This window comes from Oceanirhabdus sp. W0125-5, assembly GCF_027938815.1.
Classification (GTDB): Bacteria; Bacillota; Clostridia; order Clostridiales; family Clostridiaceae; genus Oceanirhabdus.
This window is the reverse complement of the sequence record NZ_CP115913.1, coordinates 2,582,795-2,607,366: the sequence shown is the minus strand read 5'-3', so window position 1 is coordinate 2,607,366 and position 24,572 is coordinate 2,582,795. Positions and strand designations below refer to the sequence as shown.

Here is a 24,572-nt window from a genome sequence, read left to right as displayed (position 1 = left end):
AATTGTTAAATCCATAGAGTTATCATACTAGTTCTCCACCTTGTATATTTTCACATCCCTATTTTCAAAAACCTTTTCGAGATAATTTTTAGTTAATTCTAAATCTGCATTTATATACGATGAAACCACAACATATTCAATATTTTCTTCTTTTAAAATTTCATAATCATCAATATTATTGTCATAAATATTATCATTAATTTTTTTTCTTCTCTTTATCTCTTCTTTATAGTCTTTTGGAGCATACATATAGAACCAGCTTTCTAAATAAAACTGTCTATTTGAAAAGGCAGAGTAATAAAAATACCTTGATGCTATATCAGTATTTTTTTCAGTATAATAGTGCCTATCCCCTGCTATTATATCTTCATAGTCAGTATTTTTTTCAAGCCACTTCATAGCTTCATACTCATATTTTGTTATTGCATTTACATAAGGAGTTTTTTCATAGTTATATCTTTTAATTATATACTTAACATTATGTACCCCTTTTTTAAATTGATGTACTGTTATATAAACAGTAGTAATAGATGCAATTACAAAAGTCATTATAATAAAAGCAACTCCAATTTTCTTTAAAGATTTATGATTTTTAAATACCCAATCTAAAGCACATAACTCCATAAATGGGATTGCAGCCATTATAAAATATATTTCTGAATGTCCGTAATGCTGAAATATGTATGCGCATATACACCCTACTATAACATATCCACCTATAAAAAATTCTATATTTCTTGTGTCTTTTATTCTCTTTACCTTTCCAACAAACCATACAATAAAGGGAATAGATGCAAAAGGAAGATATAAAAAATAATGAAGAGGTATCGCTGCTATATTAAGGATCTCCTTTATATTATCGCCAACACCTAATGATGTTATCTTTTGACCAATTAATGTTGCACTTACTATATACCCTAACTTGAAATTAAGATCTGAACTTCCACTTGAAAGTACAAGGTTAAATATGACAAAAAATATAGAGCTAAATACTACAGTAAGTATAAGTATTCTATTATCTCTTTTTCTTAAAATAATCTTAAGTACATATACAGCAAACAATACTAAAACTATCATAAGTGCCAATGGTCCTTTTGTACCGCTTAATGCAAAAAACAGCATAACTGATGCAGCAACATTATTTATTTCTATTTTATCTTCTCTGAATATATCCATAAGTATAATGGAAAAAGTCATAAGAAGAGCCATTGATAGTTCTAATCCAAAAGGATTGTCCGTAAGATGTTTAAAATTAGAGTTAAGAAAAACTCCAAACCCTCTTGAAAATGCTAAATACATACTGGCGCAATTAGTAAAAAAATAAACCCAAGTTAAAATTACACCTTTATTCTTGTTATTAAAAAACTTTTCTCCAAATGCATAAGTTGCTGTAACAAGAAAAAACAGCTTACCACCTATTGAATATTTAAAAAATAGTACAGTTGGATTTATTTTAGTAATAAAACTCATAACTGCTAAATGTACATTTAAGAAACAATGATATATAAATGGTATACCTACCATTCTTGGGTCTGTGGGTGGAAATTGTCTTAAAAGTGCTTCAGTATTACCAATACTCCACAACAGATCTTGATTATATTTCATTCGTCCAATTTCATCTGGAAGAGGATTACCAAGTACAAAGCCAAAGAAGGTTATAAAAAATAACACACAAAAAATAAACCATATTTCTGGTGGTATTTTAGTAAATTCAATAGGAATTATTGATTTACTGTTCTTAAACTCTTTGTAATAAAAACCAACTTCTATAATAGCAAATGCCGCACCAATGTATAAAACTCCGCTTTTATGATTGATAGTAAAAAATAAAAGATATTCAATAATTGTAGCGGCTATACCAAATCCATAGCAAATGGCAACCTTAGAAGCTCCTTGAAATTTTAATTTTAATAACCTGAATATAAATCTTCCTTGGAAATAAATAAATATTATCTGAAATAATAAATACTTTGTAAGCTCTAATACTTTTCCTCCATAAAATAGAGTAGCAATGTAACATGTTGCTACAAAAAATATTGCTATATACTTATAAAGTTTATCTAATTTTCCATCTAAAAATAAGTTTTTTAATCTAAATACTATACTCATCTTTTTACCTCATTTCATTTAACCTTTCCTATCATTTACGAGAAGTTAAATGAACCAATATTTTATTTTAAACACTTAACTGTTATAATCATTACTTTTTACTAAGTCATATACATCTTCAGCTATAAATGAATTTATCCCCTGCCATCCAGTATATCTTGATTTAAATTCATCTAAACTCATGATTCCATACATATATAAGGGCTGATTCTCATACTCCTTTTTATATAAAACTCTTTTCTTCATAGCATTTAAGTCCCGTGCTATTTGAATCATATTAGTATCTCTAAGTAAGTCCTTTATATCAATACTTTTTAAACTTTTATTAGTATCTTCCTCTTTAGCAAATACTTCTCCTAATTTTTCTCTACTTAACTTCAAGACAAATCTTTTATAATATCTCTTTAAATATCTATCTTCAAGTTTTAATCTTTGAAAAAATTCCAGCATACAACTATCCCAAAAAGGAATTCTCCAATCATATCCCCAAAATTCATAAACTCTCAAAGAGTTTGTTATAAATTTTGCTTGTCGCTCTTTCCATACCCAACATTCAACAGCATTTGATGCCCCATTTAAAGTTCCATCAAATAAATCCTTAACATTTTCAAGAATTTTATGTTTAAAATCCTCATACTTCTTATCACTTTTTTTCAAATGCCCCCTAAAACTATAATGTCTATCTAGAATAGGTTTTATTATGCATTCATTCTCAACTTCTTTTGTAGAATCACAAAATTTATATGGTAAAAATGATCCTGCTAAAAAGTCACCTGTATGTCCAGGTACAAAGACAGCATCCTCACTTATTAATTTTTGCTTTTTAAGCATCCAAACTGCTGGCCAATCTTGAAAATGTGGTGTTGAAACAAAGGAATGTGCTAACTTACAATATCTTTTATATTCTTCTGAAGCATACCATTCCTTCCATAGAGAATTACTATATTCAACAAAAAACCACTCATAACCTAGTTTATCACTAATTTTTTTGGATAAATTTGATTCAAAATTATTTTTCTTGCCATAACTATATGTAACCACTTTATCATAACCTAGTTTTTTAAGCATCAGTACAATTAATCTAGAGTCCAATCCTGAACTCAGAGGTACATATAAAGTCCTTCCATTTACACTTTTGATTAATCTTTTAAAAACATCATTTAATACATCAAAAAATATTTCATCTATTTGTTCGTAATTACACTGAAAATAATTATTATGAACATATCTATAATATTGTTTTCTTTTTATTTCTCCAGTCTTCTTACAAAATAATATATACTGTCCTGCTTCAATTTGTTTTATTTCTTTATATAAAGTATTTCTCCCACTAACAAGACCACTACACAAAAACTCACTAACGCAATTATTGTCAATTTCACATTTTTCAATTTTTTCTTCTATCCAATAAACATCATCGCTAATGTATAAATCACTTCCATTATAACTATAAAAAACAGGCATGCTGCGCACTTTATCTACAGCAGCCCATACATATTCTTCATTTTCATAATAGGTAAAAAAATTACCATTGAACTCAACAATTTCAGATTTGATATTTTTTAAATTCATATTTAAAATCAAAGATTCAATATTTTGATTCTCATAATAACAATTATTATAGTATAAATACCCTTTAAAAGCATATTGAATATTATCTTTTACCACCAAATTGTTAAATTTACATTGTATCATACAACCACCCTATTCAATTTAATCAATCCTTTTTGAAGTTTATCCTTAAAGACGTCTTAACTTTTCCTATCATTTAATTATCTCATCATAAATGTTTATTACTTCTTTGAAACAGTCTTCTTCCTTATAATTAGATAAAACAAATTCTCTTCCTCTTATCCCCATAGAATCTCTTAATTGTTTACTATTTATTAATTTTTCCATAAGCTTTTTTAATTCATCTAAATTACCTTTTTCAAAAATAAACCCGCTATTATTATTATCTACAACCTCTGGGAAGCCCCCTACATCACTGACAATTACAGGAATACCGCATGCCTGTGCTTCTAGTGCTGATACACCAAAACTTTCACTCATAGATGGGAAAACCCCAAAGTGACAGCTATTATATACATCAACAATTTCTTTCCAATTTAATTTCCCTAAAAAATTAATTTTCTCACCATGCCCTAATTCATCTGCCAATTTGATTAAAGCTTCTTTTTGAGTTCCATCTCCACCTATAATCAATTCAAGATCATCATATCTCTCACATAGCTCACTAAAAGCCTTTATTGCTAAATCAATTCCATATACCTTCTCAAGAGATTTTATTATGCATATTCTAATTTTTTCATCACTCTTCTTAACTTCATATGGCTTGAATTTTTGAACATCAATCCCAAATGGAGTTAAAACAATTGACTTCTTTGAATACTTATTAGTCTCTACAGCCATATGTTTACTAGTTGAAAATATTATATCTGCATTTTTCAAATTGAACTCTAATATCTTCTTAAATATTTTTCCCTTCTTTGGAAATAAGTAAACATCACTTCCCCAAACAGACAATATATATGGATGGAATGATGTAAGTGCTCCAATTAAACCATAACTTGAAGCATAATGAGCATGTAATATATCCGGTGATATTTTCTTTATTATCTTTTTTATCTCAAATAATTTAGTAATATATCTAATTTTTTTTAAGGATGTATCCACGTTTATATCTTTTTTATCTATACCTAATGTATGGACTTTAACCCCTACAATTTCTCCATAATTAAAAGATATTACATGAACCTCATATCCTATTTTCTTAAAAAAATCACACCATTTTATAGTGTGACTGCTGCCTGCATCAGCTAAAAAACATATCTTCATAAATTCCTCCATCTTAACATTGAGTAAGCTCTTTTACTCATGTGTTTTCATCTATTATGTTAAGTTTTTTGATTGAATTCATTTTAAGTAGAATACTGCAAATCTTTCCACTTAAAATCCAATAAATTCTTATGTATCTTTATTAGTAAATCTATTCAATATTCTAACTAGAAATTTAAATGAAATTAAGCCCACCATAATAAAAATAATATTAAAATTATAAATATAATCGAAAAATCCTCCGTTTAAAGTGGTGCTAAAGAAAACAACAAAAGCAATATATATCATCATATTATCTGGTTTCTTCTTTATTCTCAGAAAAGCAAAATATACTATTGCTAAAAAAATCCCAACATATATAGGTGCTAATAAAGCTCCACTATATCCATAATTTGCATATGCCTCTCCTATAAAATTAGAATTCATGACATTTGCAGTTCCTTCATGAATTCCATATGGAGAATAAAATTCCATTACTACTCTACCCGACCTAACATGAGTCATTTTTTCTGTAAATACTCCCATAACAGCAGGGGAAAAGCTTCTACCCCCTAAGAAAGGTAAAAAGTTAGGAAATAAATCAAAGTGTAGAAATAAGGTGCCCACTGTGGTAAATATTATTTCCCCTATTGGCCCATTGTAAATATCAAAAATGTGTTCAAATTTATATCCACTTCTTGTATACATGAATATTACGATTCCCACACATACTATTCCCCATGGAATTATCTTATTGGTTAGTTTACCAAATATCAGAATATGAATAAAAATAAAAATCACAATATAAAATATAACTGAAACCATTGAATAATCATATGTCTTTACAAAAATACTTGTAGTAAATAATAATCCAAATAACATAATCCATTTCTTATCTACAGTAATATTTGCATATATATAAGTAAAGTAAGATAACAATGGTGTTAATGTTAAAATAAATAAATTTTTAATATATGAATTTAAATAAAAGTTTTTGGAAATTTCTTTTTTTAATTCACTAACATTGGCATCTGACTTAAAAATCAAGTCCAACAATGGAACCCTACCCATTTTTATAAACATATAAACACTAAGTAATATACATAAAATAGATATCAAACTTACAAGCAAGAATGCTTCTCTTTCATATTCTAGTATTACATCTTTCTTAAGATAATTATTGTACTCTTTATTAGGATTAACCTTGAATAATTTTAAAAACAAAATTAACGTCAAAGGAAGAACTATAGCGCAATACAAAATAAACATAAAAGTAATATTAATTGAAGAAGGATTTATCAACAGCGATTTTATTATGTAATGCTCCCTGTATCCTAAAAAAATTAAACTTCCTCCCATAAATGCAGTAATCATAAAAATATAATATATATATGATACAATATTTAATTTATTAATTGCCAATGTTCCACTAGCTTTATAAAATAAATATGTACTAATTGAGAACACTGCTAATATTATTAAAATTTTAATACTCAAAATAATCACATCCTCAATTTTAGACTAATTATTTATAAAATCCAAATATCAAAGAGCAGAGAACAAATGATTTGTTCTTTATTCTTTGCTTTTAAACATTTGTTTGAATAAAATCCCATTAATCTATTTAAATAAATTAACTTTAATATGCCAGTTTCCATATTAATCATAATAGTTATTTTTAATCAAAAAAGCTTTTGTATACTCATCAGCTTTTCTCAACTTATTATAAAATATCTTAATAGGTGTTCTATCTACTTCCTTATCGAGGAATATCTCAATTAAGTTATCTAATGAAGCTAAAGTTTCTATATTTTTTACTGGTGTAACTCTTAAATCAATACTTTGTAATTCATTAAGTTCTTTAATTGGCGTAATATCCGTAATAAACGTTTTAGATAAATCAAGATTTTTTAATTCACTTAATTTTTCAATCCCACTTAAATTCGTAATTCTATTATTACTTAAATCGAGCCATTGTAAATTTTCTAATTCCAAGATAAAGTTTAAGTTATCAATACCATTCCCAGATAATCTAAGAGTTTTAAGTTCTGTTAAATTTTCTATTCCTTCAATCTCACTTATACAATTCCCACTCAAATCCAAATATTCCAACTTGGTAAGTGTCAGTATATCATCATAACTATTAAGAAAGTTACTTCTTATGCTTAGTATATCTAAAGATTTCATAGTTTTTAAAGTTTTAAGATCATAAATATGATTATTATCAATAAATAAACTTTTAATATTTGTATTTGCTAATGCACTAATATTACTTATTCTATTAGTACTTAATTTTAAAGTCAGAATATTTGTATTGCCTATAAATGTTGAAATATCTCTTATACTATTCGATGATAAATCCACATAAGATAATTTATTAAGATTCTTTAATGATTCTATATTTTCAATTTGGTTATTATTAGCTATTAATGTATTTAAGTTCCAAAATTCCTCTAATCCTTTTAATGATTTGATATTCTGTTTTGATATATCTATGCTTTCTATCCCAAAAACATCTTCTGTATATATATCACCCCAAAGTTTTCCTGTTTTAACCCTAATAATCCTTTCTAAATCTTTATCTTCAAATTTCACAACATTATTTGCATATGGTAATTCAACTTTTTTATCTTTAGGCATTAGTTTAGGTACTATTATACTTACAGCTAATATAATTATCACAATAAGTGGAATAATTACTTTTTTATCCTTTGACATTTTCTTAGCTTTTTCTAACACATTACCCACTCCTATCTTTTCTCATATAAAAACTTCAAACCATTTTTTTTATTTTATCGACTAACAGTTATAAAAAAAGCATTATTTATTTATTTCGCCATGTTATTATAATAATCCTCTCCTAATTTATCTTCAGCCTTTAAAATATTCAATTTATGAAATCAAATAAAATTCTTCCGTGTAACTTTTGCTGGATTGCCATACGCAATTGAATTTTCTTCAATGTCTCTAGTCACTACTGAGCCTGCTCCAATTATGGAATTTTCTTTAATAGAAATCCCTTGAATCACAACGGAATTAGCCCCCACCTGGGCATTTCCCCCAATGGTGCATCCACCACACACTACAGCCCCTGGACTTATATGTGCATTATCTCCTATACAACAGTCATGTTCCACAATTGCTCCTGTATTAATTATGTTAATTTTCCCCATTTGGACTGCAGGGTTTATTTTTGCCCCAGCCATTATACATGTTCCTTCACTTATTTTAGAGTAGTCTGAAACACATGCTTTAGGATGAATTAGTACCGGCAACTTAAACCCAATACATTTTAACTCTTTATAAATCCTCCATCTCAAACTAGGATTATTTAATCCCCCTATACCAATAGCTGCATTAGTAACACCACTTAAAAAAATTCTCTTTAAATCCTCGTCTTTCCCTATTACTGGAACTCCCATAATTTGATTACCAATGTTATCTATTATGCCCCAAATCTCATATTCCTTCCCCAACCTTATGATATCAATTATGACTTTACAATGACCTCCACCGCCAACTATAATAATCTTCTCCATACAAATTTCTCCATTTCTATCAAATGTGCTAGGTTATAGCCCCCGTGCTTCTCTACATTTTTTCACACAGTAAAAACCATTCAATATAGTAGTACTATTTAAACACATACAAACACTGATTAATAAATTATTGGTTCATAAAGAAGAAAAAATTCAAAGCTCAACTTTGATAAATTGAGCTTTAATAATATTTATTGATTTTCTAACAATTGATCTTCTGGAACATCTCTTAATACCTTTGCAGGACATCCCACAACAATTTTTTTTGATGGTACATCCTTTGTTACAACAGCTCCAGCTGATACAAATCCATCTTCTTCAATTACTTTCCCGGGCAATATTGTAGCTCCTGCTCCAATTCTCCCACCTTTTTTCACTACAATTCCTTTGAATTCATCAAATCGCTTTTCACTTCTTCCTGCATAGTTATCATTGGAAGTAGTCACCCCTGGTGCAACAAACACTCTATCACCTAGTTCAGAATATGCGGTAATATAACAGTTTGTTTCCAACTTGCAAAATTCACCTATGACACATTGATTTTCTATAGCAACCCCTCTTCCAACAATAGTCTTCATACCTATTGTTACGTCTTCTCTTATAGACGCTAAATCAGCAACAAGTGTCTTATCTCCAATCACACAACCACAATAAATAACAACATTAGCTCCTATTAAACATTCATCACCAATAATTGCCCCTTTGTGATTATCACTCTGTCTAAGAGCACTATTTACAGACCTCATAGGTTTTTTACCTATAACTGTATTATCATCAATTCTAACGTTATTACCAATTATTGTGTCCTCATGTATTACCACATTATTTCCTATAACACAATTATCACCAATTTTAACATTATCCTCTATAACCGAAAATCTTCCAACCTGTACTTTTTCCCCTATAGAAGCGTTAAAACTTATATATTGCATCTTATTCCCCTCTTTGTCTTATATTTTTCATTTGAAGTGTTGAAAAATCTCCTATTGGGAAATTAACTTTTTTATCTAAAAGTCTACTCTTATAGGCTCCTAAAATAATTTCCATAGCTTTTTTCCCTTCTTCTCCACTGATAAGCGGCTCAACATTATTAATAATAGCATTAATAAAGTCTTTATATAACGGAGTATGTCCATATCCATAAACACTATCTGGTTCTTCTCCATTAGATATTTGTTGATTATTCAATTCTTCACTTTCAAACTTCCAAGTTTCTATATTATTTACTGCAAGTCCTCCAATACATACAGTACCTTTTTCTCCAAAAATACTAAGAGTTTCTTCTAAGTTTTTAGGATATACACATGCAGTCCCTTCAATTATCCCAATTGACCCATTCTTAAATCTTATGATTATAGCTCCAAAATCTTCACCTTCAATATCTCTCATAAAAGTATCACATTGAGAATATATGCTATGCACTTCACTTCCCATCATCCATTGAAGAAGATCTATATTATGAATACATTGGTTCATTAAAGTTCCACCATCTAATTCCCATGTACCCCTCCAAGGTGCCTGAGTATAGTATCCTTGGTTTCTATTCCATAGTATTCTGGCTGTACCGTTAATTATTCTACCAAATCCACCTTTATCTATTGCTCTGCGCAATTTCTGAATAGGAGGATTGAATCTATTTTGATGACAAACACCTAATTTAACATTGTTCTTCTTTGCAATCTCAATCATATTTTCTGCATCTTTAGTAGAAAGAGCCATAGGTTTTTCAACCAACACATGTAATCCCTTTTCAAGACAATATATTGCTATTTCTGCATGGTATCCGCTCTCAGTTGCAATTACAGCCATTTGAATGTCTTCGCGCTCTAATGCCTCCTTATAATCAGGATAAACTTTAGCTTCTATTCCAGCTTTCTCTTTATACTCTCTCATTTTCTCTTCAGCTTTTTCAATAATCGGATCACATAACGCTGTGATTTCACATACTGCACTATTATTAACCGCAGCCTCTACGTGTTTATAAGATATCCTTCCACATCCTATTATTGCAATTTTTATCTTATTCATGAATTCGGCCCCTTACTGTAGTATTTTTTAATAATTATTGTTTAATATCAGAAGATACCTATTATTTTACTATTTCTTTTAAACACTCAACTACATACTTCTGTTGTTCTTCATTTAGCTCTGGATACATTGGAAGAGCAATGGATTTTCTACAAGCATCTTCACAAACATTTAACTTAAGATTTGTATATCCTGCTTCTTTGTATATTGGTAACTGATGAACTGGAATAGGATAATAATTCCCACAACCAATTCCTTTATCTTTAAGGAAAGCCATCACTTCTTCTTTATTATCCACTAATATACAATATTGATGATATACATGTCTTCTTTCTTCCATCTCTATAGGTGTTTTTACATTTATATCTTTCAACATATTATCATATATCTCAGCATTTCTTCTTCTGTCTTCAGTCCACTGTTCTAAATACCTTAGTTTTACCCTTAATATTGCAGCTTGAATTTCATCTAATCTACTATTATGTCCAATCATTTCATGCATGTATTTTTTCTTTGTTCCATGTTGTCTTAACATACATAACTTATCTGCTAATTCCTCATCATTAGTTACAATCATTCCCGCATCTCCGTATGCTCCCAAATTTTTTGTTGGGAAAAAGGAGAATGTACCAGAATTTCCAAAATTACCAGCTTTAACTCCTTTGTATTCAGCACCAATTGCCTGACATGCATCTTCTATCACTACTAAATCATGTTTTTTTGCAATTTCCATTATTTTATCCATATTGCACATCTGACCAAATATATGAACAGGGATAATTGCTTTTGTTTTCTCTGTTATTGCTTCTTCAATTTTAGTTTCATCAATACATAGGGTTTCAGGATTAATATCCACGAACACTGGTTTTGCTCCAATTAAGGATGAAGTCTCAGCTGAAGCAAAGAATGTAAAAGGAGAAGTAATAACCTCATCCCCCTCATTTATACCTAAAGCTCTAAGAGATAGTAAAATAGCATCTGTTCCATTAGCAACTGCAATTGCTCTCTTAACTCCACAAAATTCTGCTACCTCTTCTTCAAGCTTTTTAACATTCTCACCCATTATGAAATTTCCTGATTCTAATACATTATCAATTGCTTGCTTTATTTCGTCTTTTATATTCTCATATTGTATCTTTAAATCCAATAAATTTACTTTCATAGTGCCCTCCTATTTTTGATCCTCTATATCAACAGCAGCTTCATCTAATTGTTCTTCAAGATTTTGCTTCTTATAGGTCTCAACATATTTTTCCATTATATCAAACAACACGGCATCATTACCTTTTCTTAATGCATTCTTAAATTCTTCAATTCCTCTATCAATATATGCAAAAGAAATTTCCTTTGGCTTCTCCACAAATATCTTATGATGCTCAGTTGTTTTAAGTTTTTCATTATCCATTAACAATTCTTCATATAACTTTTCACCAGGTCTAAGACCAATTATTTCAATTTTAATGTCTTTTTCTGGCTCTAAACCAGATAATCTAATCATATCTTTTATTAAATCATACATTTTAACAGGTTCACCCATGTCTAACACAAAAATTTCTCCACCATGAGCCATTGCGCCTGCTTGTATTACCAACTGACTTGCCTCTGGTATCGTCATAAAGAATCTTGTTATTTCTGGATGAGTTAATGTTACAGGTCCTCCAGATGCGATTTGGTCTTTAAATATCTGAATTATGGATCCATTACTACCCAAAACATTTCCAAAACGTACAATTACAAATTCTGTTTTACTAAATGAACTAAAAGCTTGCACGATTTTTTCACAATATCTTTTTGAAGCTCCATAAATATTAGTTGGATTAACAGCTTTATCAGTACTTATTAATACAAATCTTTTAACATCATATTCATGGCTGCAGCTAACCACGTTATAAGTTCCTATAATATTATTCTTTACAACTTCACTTGGATTCAATTCCATTATCGGCACATGTTTATGCGCTGCAGCATGAAACACAACATGTGGTTTGTATTTCTCAAAAACATTTCTTAGTCTTGGAAGGTCCCTAATAGATGCTATTATTATTTCAACATCAACTTCTGGAAATTTTCTTTGTAATTCTCTTTGTAAATAATATGATGTATTTTCATATATCTCTAAAACAAGTATTTTGCTTGGATTGAATTCTGCAATCTGTCTGCAAAGTTCAGAACCAATTGATCCACCTCCACCAGTAATCATAACAACCTTTTCTTTTATATATTTTTCTATATTGTTTACATTTAACTTAACTTCTTCTCTTCCTAAAATATCTTCTAACTTTACATCTCTTATATGTGATACATCCACATTACCATTTATTATTTCAAAAATACCAGGTATCATCTTAAGTTTACATCCAGTTTTCTTACAAATGTTAAGTATCTCTTTTCTCTTCTTTTTCTCTACTGAAGGTATCGCTACAAGTACATCGCTTATATCATATTCCTTACATATTCTTTCTATATCATTTCTATTACCTAAAACCTTTATACCCCCGATAAGCATACCTTTTTTACTCTCATCATCATCAATAAATCCTACAACATTATATTTCAGTTCTTCATGTCTACTAATTTCTTTATTGATCATAACCCCAGCGTCTCCAGCACCTATAATAAGAAGATTCTTACCATTAGTGCATTTTTCTTTTCGCTTTGAATGTTTATTTTTTATATAAAGTCTAATCCCTGTTAGAGCACCAATAGATAAACACCAAGAAATTATAATTACACTATATGGGAACCTATAGTATTTTAAATCAATTATTCCGTTATTTACAAAAATTTTTGTACTAATGTAGGAAAATATCATAAATATTATATTAGATATGGATAATGAATATAATACCTTTAGAAATTCTTCAAAAGATGCATATTTCCATACACTCTCATATAAATTAAATATAATATTTGTTATTGAAACAATTACCAATAATGGAATTATTGATACTTCAAATAATTGAATATAATCCTGCTGAATCTTAAAATCAAATTTTAATAATAAAGCTAAATATAAGCATCCTAATATAAAAATATTATCTATTATTAACAACTTATAGTCCTTCTTCATACCTTAACCACCTTTTGCTCTAATTTTAATCATAAGTATGCATTTCTTTTATCTCTAATAAATGCTAATAATTATTCTTTTTTTATTGTACTATATTTTTTACTTAAATAAAACATTATATTATATACGTATCAATGAATTAACAGTATATTTAAATTTATGTAAATAATAAAGAGAAGGATATCCTTCTCTTTATTATTATAATATATAATTTCTATCATTTAGTTCTTTCAGATATTTTTTAAAGCCTTCACGAAGCTTATCATCTCTTAAAGCAAATTCACATGTTGCTTCTAAGAACCCTTGTTTATCACCAACATCATATCTTCTACCCTGAAATACATATCCATATACACTTTCATAACTTAATAATTCTTTAAGTGCATCAGTCAGTTGAATCTCCCCACCCTTACCAGGCTTTGTATTCTCTAATAACTCAAATATTTTTGGAGTAATAACATATCTACCAAGAATAGCAACATTTGAAGGTGCTTCCTCTTTATTTGGTTTTTCAACCATATCACTAACTTTATATGTATACTCACTAACTTCTTCACATTTTAATATTCCATATTTATTTACATTTTCATAATCTACCTTCTGCACCCCTAATACTGAAGATGATTTTTCTTCGAAACAATCAATAAGTTGTTTTAAACATGGTTTTTCAGCATTATAAACAATATCATCTCCAAGTAGTACTGCAAAAGGTTCATCTCCAACAAAACTTTTAGCACATAAAATTGCATGACCTAATCCTTTAGCTTCTTTTTGTCTTACAAAATGAAGATTAACCATATTTGAAATTTTTTGTACTTCCTCTAGTAGTTCCTTCTTACCTTTTTGTTCAAGAGTTGTTTCCAATTCAAAAGATTTATCAAAGTGATCTTCTATTGATTTTTTATTTCTACCTGTAATAATCAATATATCTTCTATACCAGAATCAACAGCCTCTTGAATAATATGCTGAATTGTTGGTATATCTACTATAGGTAACATTTCCTTAGGTTGAGCCTTTGTTGCAGGCAAAAACCTTGTACCAAGCCCCGCCGCTGGAATTACCGCCTTTTTAACCTTCATTATCTCGTCCTCCTATAAAAAACATTAAATTTTATAATATTCTCTTAACTGCTGAACAATATCATCATTCGGATCAATTTTTATTGCTTCTTCAAGCGCCTCTTTAGCTTTTTTCATATTGTTATTATGAATATAACACATAACAATATTAGTTGCTAACTCTATAGACTTACTCTGCTCAAATGCTTTTTCAAAGTATTGAATTGCTTTATCATAATCTCCTAAAGCTGCATAATTAATACCAAACTCATTATAAACCTCTAATAACCTTTTATCTATTGAGAAGGCTTCATTTAAATAATATATTGCTTTCTCATAATTTTCTAAGTTTCTATATGCAACTGCTATATGATAATAATATTCTGCACTATCTCCTAATACAGACATTAATGGAATTAATATTTCTAAAGATGCTTTAGGATCTGTTATTGATAATTCCTTACCTTTATCATAACTTAAAATTGCAGAAAGATTTTGTTTAAATTCAATAATATCATTATCTTCCTTTCCACCTAACTCCAAATACTTCTGTAACGCTTCCATTGCAAATATGAAATCCCCTTGATCTCTTTTAATAAGTGCATCATATAGATGTGGAAGAGGAAATCCACCAAAGCCTTTAGCTCTATTCAATATTTTCATTTCAATTTCAGTATAATCTTCCTCTTCATTTCTTAACTTATCTGTAACAACAATTAATTTTTCATATACTTCTTTTGTTTCTTCTACTTTAGATAATCCCATTAAGAATATAAATGCATCTTCAAATTTTTCTTCTTTCACTAAATTAAAGATTTTACTCTTAATAAATTTTATTGAATCATCATTTGCCTTTAATAACTTTCTATAATCGTCATTAAATCTGAAGTCTTCATCTGCCCCTAGAACAAAGAACATTCCCTCATATAAAATACTAAGTGGTATATGTTCCATGCTATCTCCACCTTTAACCTTATTTATGAGCTCATCACTTCTAATTGCAACATAAATAGCATTAGGTAGTTTATATGTTCCTATTTGTGCGCCTTCTTTAAGTTCAATAAACACCAATTGTTCAAGTCTCTTCTTTAGTCTAACTAATATTTTCATATTCACACCACGTTTCTTTATTTTACTTTAATATTATATCTATAAGATTCTCTACTTGAGTCTTAAGAGATTCTCTCTTTTCATTTAATTCTTCCTTATCTTTTCCATTTGTGCTAAGATATATTTTAATCTTAGGTTCTGTTCCAGAAGGTCTAACAACAAACCATGAATCATCAGTAAATATAAATTTAAGAACATTTGATTTTGGAAGATTAATTTTTTCAATTTTCTTTTCTTCACATATTAAACACTGACTTTTATTATAATCTTGTATTTCTTTAATATTGAAATCATTAAAGTCAATATTACTCATATTCCTTAATCTATCCATAGCTACTGCTATTTTTTCTGCACCTTCTTTTCCTTCTAACGTTATAGAAATTAGGTCTTCTTTAAAATATCCGTATTTCTCATATAACTCAAATAATCTATCCTTTAAACTCTGATTTTTAAGTTTATAATATAATGCCATTTCACATATTAATGCAGATGCAATAACAGCATCTTTATCTTTGACAAAAGCTCCACTTAAATATCCAAAGCTCTCTTCAAGTCCAAAAATAAATTTTTTCTCTCCAGATTTCTCAAATCCATAAATTTTTTCACCAATATATTTAAACCCTGTTAATACATCACTTATTGAACATCCATAATCTTCTGCAATCCTTTTAATCATGTCTGTTGTAACAATAGTTTTTATTATTTCACCATTTTCAGGCATAATACATTTCTCTTTCATTGAAGATAATAAATAGTCACTTATTAAAATCCCTATCATGTTTCCATTGAATACAAAGTATTCATCGCCATCTTTACAAAGTACACCTATTCTATCACAATCCGGATCTGTTCCAATTACTATATCACTCTCAAATCTTCTTGCTAAATTCAACGCAAGTTCAAAGGCTCTTGAATCTTCTGGATTTGGATATGGAACTGTAGGAAAATCACCATTAGGCTTTTCCTGTTCTTCAACCACAACTACATTTTTAAATCCTAACTCATCCAGTACTCTTCTAACAGGAACATTACCAGATCCATGTATAGGAGTATATACAATCTTTATTTTATCAGCATTTTCATTAATCATATCTCTTCTTATAATTAATTGTTTTACCTTTTCCATATAAAGCTTATCTATATTTTCACCAATAATATTTAGAAGACCTTTTTCTTTAGCTTCCTCTAAAGATATTCTTTTTATCTCTTCAAAGTTTTCAACTTTATTTACAGAATCAATTATTTCTCTAGCAGCATCATCTGTAATCTGCCCGCCATATTCGTTGTAAACTTTATACCCATTGTATTCCTTTGGATTATGTGATGCTGTAATAACTATCCCACCTTTAGCTCCACAAACTGGAATACTAAAAGAAAGTTCTGGAGTAGGTCTTAAATCATCAAAAAGATTGACTTCTATTCCATTACCACAAAGAACACCTGCAACAACTTCACTAAAATATTTTGAGTTATTTCTTGAATCATAAGCTATATTTATTATTATATTACTACCTTCATATTTATCTAATAGATAATTAGCTAACCCTTGAGTAGCTTTACCAATAGTAACATAATTCATTCTGTTACTACCTACCCCCATCTTACCTCTTAAACCACCTGTACCAAATTCAAGATTTTTATAGAAACACTCCTCAAGTTCTTTTTCATCCATAGCTTTAATTATCGCCTTAAACTCTTCACTTATAAAATCACTTTCTATCCATTTATCTGCAACCTTTTTATACATATAAATCCCTCCTTACATCCAAAATTAATTATACTAAATTATCCTAACATATACAACTTAAAGAAATTTGTTATTTTTTTTTAAATACTCTTGAATTTTTTGTTATAATATAACATAATATAACAGCAAGATTAATTTTAAGGGGGCTGTAAAATGGACAACAATAGACCATACGAATCAACTAATAATGATTTTAATCATTCTACATCTTCACCAATGACTTTAGGAGATTGGGTAGTTACTCTTTTACTTCTTATGATACCAGTAGTTCGTTTAGTACTTTTGATTGTATGGGCTTTTTCTTCAGAAACTAATGAGAATAAGAAAAATTTTGCAAAAGCTTCTCTTATTCTAATGGGAATTATCATCCTTATTACTATAGTATTTGTAGCTTGTACTTCAGCATTAATATTGAATTCATTTTAATTACTGCAATTTAAAATCAAGAATAAGACAAAGCTGACCTTAGGTCAGCTTTGTTGTGATTCATTATATATAGTATCTATTAGCATATCATTAGTAGTCATATCTACTTCTTCTTCAACATATTTTGCATGTGTAACGCTCATGACAACACTATTTAAAGGTTCCATAAAAGTTAAATCTTCGCCTATTTCTAAGTCAGCAATTCTCATCATATCTCCAACTCTCATGTTAGCCACATCAATTTTTATCTTTTCAGGAATTGAACTTGCAGGGCCTTTTACCTTTATACTATTCTTCTCTTTCTGAAGAATTCCACCATTACTTTTTATCATTGTTTCATGATCTAAGTAAATAGGTACCTCTGTACATATCTCTTTATTTTTATCTATACTTTCCAAATCAATATGTATTATATTATGTTTAACTGAATCTCTCTGAATTTCTTTTATGAGAACCATTTCATTACTTCCATTTATATTTGCACTGGTAATTCCATGTTCTCCATGCTCTCTAATATATTTGCCTAGTTCAATTTCTCCTATTTCAAAAAGAAAATTTTCTCTGTTTTTTCCATATAAAATCCCTGGAACAGAATTTTTATTTTTTCTTTTTCTTTCTCTATTAACTAAATTTAAACAGTTCATATACATTCCTCCCATTCCTTTCTATTATTAACAGAATGGGAAAAGAATATTCATATATTATCTGATTATTTTCTTATTATTGTTAATCTCTCTTCAACATTGTTTTTTTCAAATTTTTCATGATGCTTAACATATTGCATCATATTAAGATGAATTACAGGTTGATACGTTCTAATAATTCTCTTAAAATAAGATATTACATAATCAAGTTTATTCATAGGTGATACAACACTTGTATTAAATCTAACGGTTAACTTTTTCTTTTTTTTATGTGCTGCGTCTTGCACATCATCATAAATATTTAATCCCTTATTTATAATAAGAACTTTTTCAAAATTTACTCTCATTAATTCTTTATATTTATCATTTACTTCCTCAAGAAATTTTTCATTAAGATATCCATTTTCCTTAGTAAATCCAGCATATTCATTCATTATGTCATTAAGAAGTTCATTGGTTTTTTCTCTTAATTTAAGTACCTTTTCAGCAATAGTTTTTATTAATTCAGCCTGTTTTATACCTTCAGTAATTAAAATATCTGCTGCTTCTATAGCCTCATTATAATCTTTTCTATCCCTTTTGATATCGCCTTCATTTTGAAGTGCATTTATTAAACTGTTATTGCTACTTTCATCAAAAAATGCAGAATAAAAGTAAAAATCTCTCCCTAGTTTTTTTAATAACTTTTCATCAGTAACAACATTATTATTCTCGTCTAAGTATACTATGCCAGAATCATTTTTTTTTAAGGAAAGAAAGCTTTTCTTTGATAAAACAACTTCTCTGTAAAATGCCTCATCTACATTAACCTTTTTTGATATTTTTGCCTTTTCACCCATCTTGATTACTTTCTTTAATGAATTCATAACTTCATTAGTCGGCACCTCATAGAAACTCATATCAAATCCTCCTATTCGCATCTTCAATCTCATCTAATTTTACAGAACAATTTTCTTAATTTCTAAAAAATAAAAAAGTTCTTTTTACCCATGTTCATATTATTACACATATTATATCACAACGGAATAAAAAAGGCACAGTATATGTGCCTTTTTTACAATAAGTTATCATTTTATTAATGATTTATTTAACCTGTTCCATTCCAACTCTGAATGCCTTTTTATTCAATTCAATAGCCTTTTTAGGAACTAGTCTTTCAATTACTCCGTCCCAGTCCATATCGTCAAGTTCTAAAGCCTTTACTAAAGCCCCAAGAAGAACAACATTCTGAGCTTTAATATTCCCTAGTTCTTTTGCAATATCTCCAGCTTTAACAAAAATTGAATTTTTAACCTCTTTTTGTACCTTTTCTTTTACACCAGTTGGATAACTTTCTTTTCCAATTAGAACTGGTACTGGATGAATTTCATAATCATTTACTACTGCATGACCTCCATCTTTAAGATACTCTAACCATCTAGCGACTTCAGATTTTTCAAAAGCAACAATAATATCAGCTTTTCCTTTTTCAATTAAAGGAGAATATACTTTTTCACCAAATCTTACTTGAGTTGATACACTTCCTCCTCTTTGAGCCATTCCGTGTACCTCAGACATTTTAACATCATATCCACTTTCTAAAAGACCCTGTGATAGAATCTTAGAAGCTAATATTGTTCCTTGTCCACCAACTCCAACGAATAAAATACTTTTAACTTTACTCATGGCTTTCACCTACTTTCTCGATTGCATCAAATGGACATACTTGTTTACATACTTCACATCCATTACACATACTTTCATCGATTGTGATTACTCCATCTACAAATTTTAATGCAGGACATCCAGTTTTTAAGCATACCTTACATTTCTTACACTTTTCTTGATTAACAACACACTTCAATCCTGCTCTTGCTTTCATTACATCTTTGATAAGAGCACATGGTTGTCTTGTAATTATTACAAATGGTTCAGTACTATCATGAGCATCTTTAACTGCTTGTCTAGTTTGCTTAAGGTTATAAGGATCCACAACTCTCATGTTAGATTCTTTAACACCTATTGATTTAACTAAGCTTTCCATATCAATTATTGGCGCTGGTTGCTTCTGAAGAGTTTTACCCGTACCTGGATTTTCTTGATGTCCAGTCATTCCAGTGATACTATTATCAAGTATTACTGTAACTATAGGTACATTGTTATAAACAGAGTTAATTAATCCAGTAACCCCTGAATGGAAGAATGTTGAATCCCCAATTATTGAGAATACTTTTTGACCTTCTCTTCCACCCATATCATTGGCTTTTTGGAATCCTATCCCTCCTGATACTGATGCACCCATACAAATAACTGTATCACCAATGTTAAGTGGTTCGATCATTCCTAATGTATAACATCCAATATCACTTGTAGCCACAATATCTTTATATTTTGACATTTCAAAGAATATTCCTCTATGAGGACATCCTGGACATAATACTGGTGGTCTTGATGGCGGTTGAACATCAACAGAGTAAGCAACCTTTGCTTCTTCACCAAGAATAGCTTTTCTAATAATATCTGGATTCAATTCTCCACATATAGGAATAATATCTTTTCCATGACATTCAATTCCCATAGCTCTAACTACATTCTCAAGATATGGATCATTCTCTTCAATCACATATAATTTTTCAACTTTGCCTGCAAATTCTCTTATCATTTCATCTGGTAATGGGTAGCTGAATCCAATCTTCAGATAAGATGCATTGTCACCAAATACTTCTCTTGCATACTGATATGGAATACCGCTAGTTATAATACCAATTTTAGTATCTCCCATCTCAATTCTATTTAATGAACAATTATTTGAATACTGTCTTAACTTCTCTAATCTTTCTTCAACTTCTGGATGCTTAACCTTTGCATGTCCAGGAGACATTACATATTTAGTTACATCTTTCTTGTATTCTTTTTGTGGAACATCAACTCTCTCACCTAATTCAACTACTGTCTTAGAGTGTGAAATTCTAGTTGTTACTCTGAACAGAACTAAAGTATCAAATTCTTCTGAAACTCTATATGCTTCTTTCATAAAATCAATACATTCTTGTGAATCTGAAGGCTCCATCATAGCTACTTTTGCATGTGGTGCGTAGAATCTATTATCTTGTTCATTTTGTGATGAGTGCATTCCTGGATCATCTGCTGAAACAACAACAAATCCTCCATTAACCCCTGTGTAAGCCATTGTAAAGAACGGGTCTGCAGCAACGTTAAGACCAACATGCTTCATTGTTGATAAAGCTCTTACGCCTGAAATACATGCCCCTGAAGCTACTTCAAAAGCAACCTTCTCATTTGGAGCCCACTCTGCATAAACCTTCTCATATTCTGCGAAATTTTCAAGTATTTCAGTACTTGGTGTTCCTGGGTAAGCTGATGCAACTGTTACACCTGCTTCAAAAGCTCCTCTAGCTATAGCTTCATTACCAGTCATTATAGCTTTCATAAATATTCCTCCCCATGTAAATTGTTTATATGCAATTATAGATTCCACTTATTGTTTTAAGTTTATTTCCTTAATTATCCTTAATATAGCTTGACCATACCTTTTCCTCATTAACTTTAAACAATGTAAGCATTTAATCTATAAAATCAACTATTTTTATTTAGAAATCATAGCACTTAATGCAATTGAGTATAATTTAGATTTTGCACTATCAGCTCTAGAAACTAAAACTATAGGACATTTCGCTCCCATAACTACTCCAGCACTAACTGCTCCACCCATGTAAGTTAAAGATTTTCCTAAAAGATTACCTGCTTCAATATTTGGAACTAACAAAATATCTGCATCTCCTGCAACGTCACTAACTATACCTTTATGCTCAGCTGCTTCTTTAGAAATTGCATTATCAAAAGCTAAAGGTCCATCAATAATACACCCTTTAATCTGCCCTCTTTTATTCATTTGAACTAAAGCTGCTGCATCAAGTGTAGCTGGCATACTAGGATTCACTACCTCTACAGCACAAAGTGGCGCTACTTTTGGTGTTTCAACTTCAAGAGCTTTTGCAACCTTTACTGCATTGTTAATAAGACCAACCTTATCACTTAACTCAGGATATGTTACCATTCCACCATCAGTTAGCAATAACAATTTATGATATGCGTTACTTTCATATACCATAATGTGTGAAAGTAATCCGCCTCCTCTTAATCCTTCTTCTTTATTAAGAACAGCCTTCAAAAGTACTGAAGTACCTAATAATCCTTTCATTAAAAATTGTGCTTCTCCATCTTTAACACATTTAACTGCTAATCTTGCAGCTTCTTTAACATCAGCTGCATGAATTATTTTCATAGAACTAATATCTAAATTCTCATTATTAGCAACCTCAGTAATTTCTTTCTCATCACCAACTAATATTGCTTCAACAATCCCTTCTTTTACAGCCTCACAAACCGCTTGTAGAACTGGTTTATCCTGTGCTGCTGCTACAGCTAATGTCATTTTCTCTCCTGCTTTTGCTTTTTCTAATAAAGCATCTAAGCTCTTTATCATTTTTATCACCCTTTCAATTATAAATCATAATATAATTGGAATTCCACAGGTGTAGGAACAGGCATAACCTTCTTAACTTCCTTTTCATACTTCTTATGAATCCAATTATCTATAAAGTCTTTATCAAATACTCCTCCCTCAAGTAAGAATTGATAATCTTTCTTTAACTCTTCTAATGCTTCTTCTAATGACTTTGGCAGAGCTTCAATCTTATCTTGTTCTTCTTTTGGAAGATCAAATACATTTACATCAAAAGGCCCATATCCTTCTTCAGTAGGATCTATCTTATTAACTATTCCATCTATACCAGCCATTAACATAGCTGAGTATGCAACATATGGATTACATGTAGCATCTGATGATCTAAATTCAAATCTTTTTTCTTCTGGGTTTCTTACATACCCTGGAACTCTTATAACTGAACTTCTATTTCCTGTTGCAAAACACACAGATACTGGTGCTTCAAAGCCAGGTACTAATCTCTTATAGGAATTTGTTGATGGATTAGTAAATGCCAATAACGCTTTAGCATGTTTTAATATACCTCCAATGAAGTATAACGCATCCTGACTTAATCCAGAATATCCATCAGCATCATAGAATAAATTTTGTCCATTTTTTCTCAATAACATATGAACATGCATTCCACTTCCTGCTTCTCCATAAAGAGGTTTAGGCATAAATGTAGCACTTTTACCATGTCTTAATGCTTCATTCTTTATAACATACTTAGCCATCATTGTATTATCTGCCATACTAACCATATTACCTAATTCAACTTCAATCTCATGTTGCCCTGCAGATCCAACTTCATGATGGTGATACTTAACTTCAATTCCCATTTCAAGGAGTTTAAGAGTCATCTCACTTCTCAAATCATTATTAACATCATATGGTAATGCAAGATGATATGAAGCCTGGAATGGAGCTTTATAGCCTTTATTATCTTCTTTAGAGTTTGTATTCCATGGTGCCTGATTTGAATCAATAAAAACCTCCTGGTGATGATTTTCAACACCAAAATTCACTTTGTCAAAAATATAAAATTCAAACTCTGGTGCAATTAAATACTCATCTGCTATCCCCAAATTGTTTAAATATTTATTTGCTTTTTCTACTAAATATCTTGGATCCCCTGAAAATCTTCCTTCTTTTTTACCAATAGTATGAATATTTGCAATCATACTAATTGTTTTCACACCACAGTAAGGATCAATAAATGCCGTTGTTATATCTGGTATAAATCTCATATCTGATGATTCAATCTTTGAATACCCATAACTTGATCCATCAAATCCAATACCATCTGTAAATGTTCTCTCGTTTAATCTTTCAACAGGTATTGCTAAGTGCTTCCATCTTCCATTTAAAGTTATTACTTTAAAATCAATCATTTTAATTTCATTTTCTTGTATGTATTGTTGGAGCTCCTCAATTTTTTTAAACATATTTAATTCCCCCCATGGTTATAAATATTATTTTCAAAATAGTTTATATTTTTAGTATAATACTAATCTTTTTTTTATGTCAATTCTAA

At 29.5% G+C, this 24,572-nt stretch carries 20 protein-coding genes; 1 reads left to right on the top strand and 19 read right to left on the bottom strand.

What is annotated here, in order from left to right:
- Positions 1 to 27: 27 nt before the first annotated feature.
- From OW730_RS12050 to OW730_RS11990, 13 genes are all read right to left on the bottom strand, one after another.
- Entirely contained in the window at positions 28 to 2,109 is a 2,082-nt protein-coding gene (locus tag OW730_RS12050) for a hypothetical protein (RefSeq protein ID WP_271229260.1), read from the bottom strand.
- A 75-nt stretch (positions 2,110 to 2,184) separates the two neighbouring features.
- Entirely contained in the window at positions 2,185 to 3,804 is a 1,620-nt protein-coding gene (locus tag OW730_RS12045; RefSeq protein WP_271229259.1) for an asparagine synthetase B family protein, read from the bottom strand.
- Positions 3,805 to 3,873: 69 nt separating this feature from the next.
- A complete protein-coding gene (locus tag OW730_RS12040; RefSeq protein ID WP_271229258.1) occupies positions 3,874 to 4,947 on the bottom strand; it encodes a glycosyltransferase family 4 protein in 1,074 nt (357 codons plus the stop codon).
- 129 nt (positions 4,948 to 5,076) lie between these two features.
- Complete coding sequence (locus OW730_RS12035) at positions 5,077 to 6,423, bottom strand: O-antigen polymerase (protein WP_271229257.1); 1,347 nt, start codon at positions 6,421 to 6,423, stop codon at positions 5,077 to 5,079.
- A gap of 162 nt (positions 6,424 to 6,585) precedes the next feature.
- Positions 6,586 to 7,665 (bottom strand): leucine-rich repeat domain-containing protein, encoded by a 1,080-nt coding sequence (locus OW730_RS12030; protein WP_271229256.1) that lies wholly within the window; start codon positions 7,663 to 7,665, stop codon positions 6,586 to 6,588.
- Positions 7,666 to 7,826: 161 nt separating this feature from the next.
- The gene (locus OW730_RS12025) at positions 7,827 to 8,465 is read right to left on the bottom strand and encodes an acetyltransferase (protein ID WP_271229255.1); all 639 of its coding nucleotides are present in this window, start codon (positions 8,463 to 8,465) and stop codon (positions 7,827 to 7,829) included.
- Between the two features lie 191 nt (positions 8,466 to 8,656).
- Positions 8,657 to 9,397 (bottom strand): acyltransferase, encoded by a 741-nt coding sequence (locus OW730_RS12020; RefSeq protein WP_271229254.1) that lies wholly within the window; start codon positions 9,395 to 9,397, stop codon positions 8,657 to 8,659.
- 1 nt (position 9,398) lies between these two features.
- Positions 9,399 to 10,493, bottom strand: a complete 1,095-nt coding sequence (locus OW730_RS12015) for a Gfo/Idh/MocA family protein (protein WP_271229253.1) — start codon at positions 10,491 to 10,493, stop codon at positions 9,399 to 9,401.
- Positions 10,494 to 10,554: 61 nt separating this feature from the next.
- Positions 10,555 to 11,655: a DegT/DnrJ/EryC1/StrS family aminotransferase gene (locus OW730_RS12010; protein ID WP_271229252.1), complete on the bottom strand. Its 1,101-nt coding sequence runs from the start codon at positions 11,653 to 11,655 to the stop codon at positions 10,555 to 10,557.
- 9 nt (positions 11,656 to 11,664) lie between these two features.
- Positions 11,665 to 13,563, bottom strand: a complete 1,899-nt coding sequence (locus OW730_RS12005; protein ID WP_271229251.1) for a polysaccharide biosynthesis protein — start codon at positions 13,561 to 13,563, stop codon at positions 11,665 to 11,667.
- A 198-nt stretch (positions 13,564 to 13,761) separates the two neighbouring features.
- Positions 13,762 to 14,643 (bottom strand): UTP--glucose-1-phosphate uridylyltransferase GalU, encoded by an 882-nt coding sequence (galU, locus tag OW730_RS12000; protein ID WP_271229250.1) that lies wholly within the window; start codon positions 14,641 to 14,643, stop codon positions 13,762 to 13,764.
- 24 nt (positions 14,644 to 14,667) lie between these two features.
- Positions 14,668 to 15,732: a tetratricopeptide repeat protein gene (locus OW730_RS11995; RefSeq protein WP_271229249.1), complete on the bottom strand. Its 1,065-nt coding sequence runs from the start codon at positions 15,730 to 15,732 to the stop codon at positions 14,668 to 14,670.
- A 22-nt stretch (positions 15,733 to 15,754) separates the two neighbouring features.
- Positions 15,755 to 17,479, bottom strand: a complete 1,725-nt coding sequence (locus OW730_RS11990) for a phospho-sugar mutase (RefSeq protein WP_271229248.1) — start codon at positions 17,477 to 17,479, stop codon at positions 15,755 to 15,757.
- Positions 17,480 to 17,632: 153 nt separating this feature from the next.
- On the opposite strand from OW730_RS11990, the gene OW730_RS11985 reads away from it, so the two are divergent.
- Positions 17,633 to 17,905, top strand: coding sequence for a hypothetical protein (locus OW730_RS11985; RefSeq protein ID WP_271229247.1), 273 nt, complete (start codon positions 17,633 to 17,635; stop codon positions 17,903 to 17,905).
- 44 nt (positions 17,906 to 17,949) lie between these two features.
- On the opposite strand, the gene OW730_RS11980 is transcribed toward OW730_RS11985, so the two are convergent.
- The 6 genes from OW730_RS11980 to glnA all read right to left on the bottom strand — a co-directional run bounded on the left by OW730_RS11980 (position 17,950) and on the right by glnA (position 24,483).
- A complete protein-coding gene (locus OW730_RS11980; protein ID WP_271229246.1) occupies positions 17,950 to 18,549 on the bottom strand; it encodes a 50S ribosomal protein L25 in 600 nt (199 codons plus the stop codon).
- A gap of 65 nt (positions 18,550 to 18,614) precedes the next feature.
- Positions 18,615 to 19,448, bottom strand: a complete 834-nt coding sequence (locus OW730_RS11975) for a hypothetical protein (protein ID WP_271229245.1) — start codon at positions 19,446 to 19,448, stop codon at positions 18,615 to 18,617.
- Between the two features lie 184 nt (positions 19,449 to 19,632).
- Positions 19,633 to 20,214 (bottom strand): indolepyruvate oxidoreductase subunit beta, encoded by a 582-nt coding sequence (locus OW730_RS11970; RefSeq protein ID WP_271229244.1) that lies wholly within the window; start codon positions 20,212 to 20,214, stop codon positions 19,633 to 19,635.
- On the bottom strand, positions 20,207 to 21,979 hold the full coding sequence (gene iorA, locus OW730_RS11965; protein ID WP_271229243.1) for an indolepyruvate ferredoxin oxidoreductase subunit alpha: 1,773 nt from the start codon (positions 21,977 to 21,979) through the stop codon (positions 20,207 to 20,209). The genes OW730_RS11970 and iorA overlap by 8 nt, the downstream gene beginning before the upstream one ends.
- 156 nt (positions 21,980 to 22,135) lie before the next feature.
- The gene (locus OW730_RS11960; RefSeq protein ID WP_271229242.1) at positions 22,136 to 23,035 is read right to left on the bottom strand and encodes a phosphate butyryltransferase; all 900 of its coding nucleotides are present in this window, start codon (positions 23,033 to 23,035) and stop codon (positions 22,136 to 22,138) included.
- Between the two features lie 17 nt (positions 23,036 to 23,052).
- Positions 23,053 to 24,483, bottom strand: coding sequence for a type I glutamate--ammonia ligase (gene glnA, locus OW730_RS11955; RefSeq protein WP_271229241.1), 1,431 nt, complete (start codon positions 24,481 to 24,483; stop codon positions 23,053 to 23,055).
- Positions 24,484 to 24,572: the final 89 nt, after the last annotated feature.

Excerpts from the sequence above, each read along its gene's own strand:
- OW730_RS12050 (WP_271229260.1), bottom strand. The coding sequence starts at position 2,109 with ATGAGTATAGTATTTAGATTAAAAAACTTATTTTTAGATGGAAAATTA.
- OW730_RS12045 (WP_271229259.1), bottom strand. The coding sequence starts at position 3,804 with ATGATACAATGTAAATTTAACAATTTGGTGGTAAAAGATAATATTCAA.
- OW730_RS12040 (WP_271229258.1), bottom strand. The coding sequence starts at position 4,947 with ATGAAGATATGTTTTTTAGCTGATGCAGGCAGCAGTCACACTATAAAA.
- OW730_RS12025 (WP_271229255.1), bottom strand. The coding sequence starts at position 8,465 with ATGGAGAAGATTATTATAGTTGGCGGTGGAGGTCATTGTAAAGTCATA.
- OW730_RS12020 (WP_271229254.1), bottom strand. The coding sequence starts at position 9,397 with ATGCAATATATAAGTTTTAACGCTTCTATAGGGGAAAAAGTACAGGTT.
- OW730_RS12015 (WP_271229253.1), bottom strand. The coding sequence starts at position 10,493 with ATGAATAAGATAAAAATTGCAATAATAGGATGTGGAAGGATATCTTAT.
- OW730_RS12010 (WP_271229252.1), bottom strand. The coding sequence starts at position 11,655 with ATGAAAGTAAATTTATTGGATTTAAAGATACAATATGAGAATATAAAA.
- OW730_RS12005 (WP_271229251.1), bottom strand. The coding sequence starts at position 13,563 with ATGAAGAAGGACTATAAGTTGTTAATAATAGATAATATTTTTATATTA.
- galU (WP_271229250.1), bottom strand. The coding sequence starts at position 14,643 with ATGAAGGTTAAAAAGGCGGTAATTCCAGCGGCGGGGCTTGGTACAAGG.
- OW730_RS11995 (WP_271229249.1), bottom strand. The coding sequence starts at position 15,732 with ATGAAAATATTAGTTAGACTAAAGAAGAGACTTGAACAATTGGTGTTT.
- OW730_RS11990 (WP_271229248.1), bottom strand. The coding sequence starts at position 17,479 with ATGTATAAAAAGGTTGCAGATAAATGGATAGAAAGTGATTTTATAAGT.
- OW730_RS11985 (WP_271229247.1), top strand. The coding sequence starts at position 17,633 with ATGGACAACAATAGACCATACGAATCAACTAATAATGATTTTAATCAT.
- OW730_RS11980 (WP_271229246.1), bottom strand. The coding sequence starts at position 18,549 with ATGAACTGTTTAAATTTAGTTAATAGAGAAAGAAAAAGAAAAAATAAA.
- OW730_RS11975 (WP_271229245.1), bottom strand. The coding sequence starts at position 19,448 with ATGAGTTTCTATGAGGTGCCGACTAATGAAGTTATGAATTCATTAAAG.
- OW730_RS11970 (WP_271229244.1), bottom strand. The coding sequence starts at position 20,214 with ATGAGTAAAGTTAAAAGTATTTTATTCGTTGGAGTTGGTGGACAAGGA.
- iorA (WP_271229243.1), bottom strand. The coding sequence starts at position 21,979 with ATGAAAGCTATAATGACTGGTAATGAAGCTATAGCTAGAGGAGCTTTT.
- OW730_RS11960 (WP_271229242.1), bottom strand. The coding sequence starts at position 23,035 with ATGATAAAGAGCTTAGATGCTTTATTAGAAAAAGCAAAAGCAGGAGAG.
- glnA (WP_271229241.1), bottom strand. The coding sequence starts at position 24,483 with ATGTTTAAAAAAATTGAGGAGCTCCAACAATACATACAAGAAAATGAA.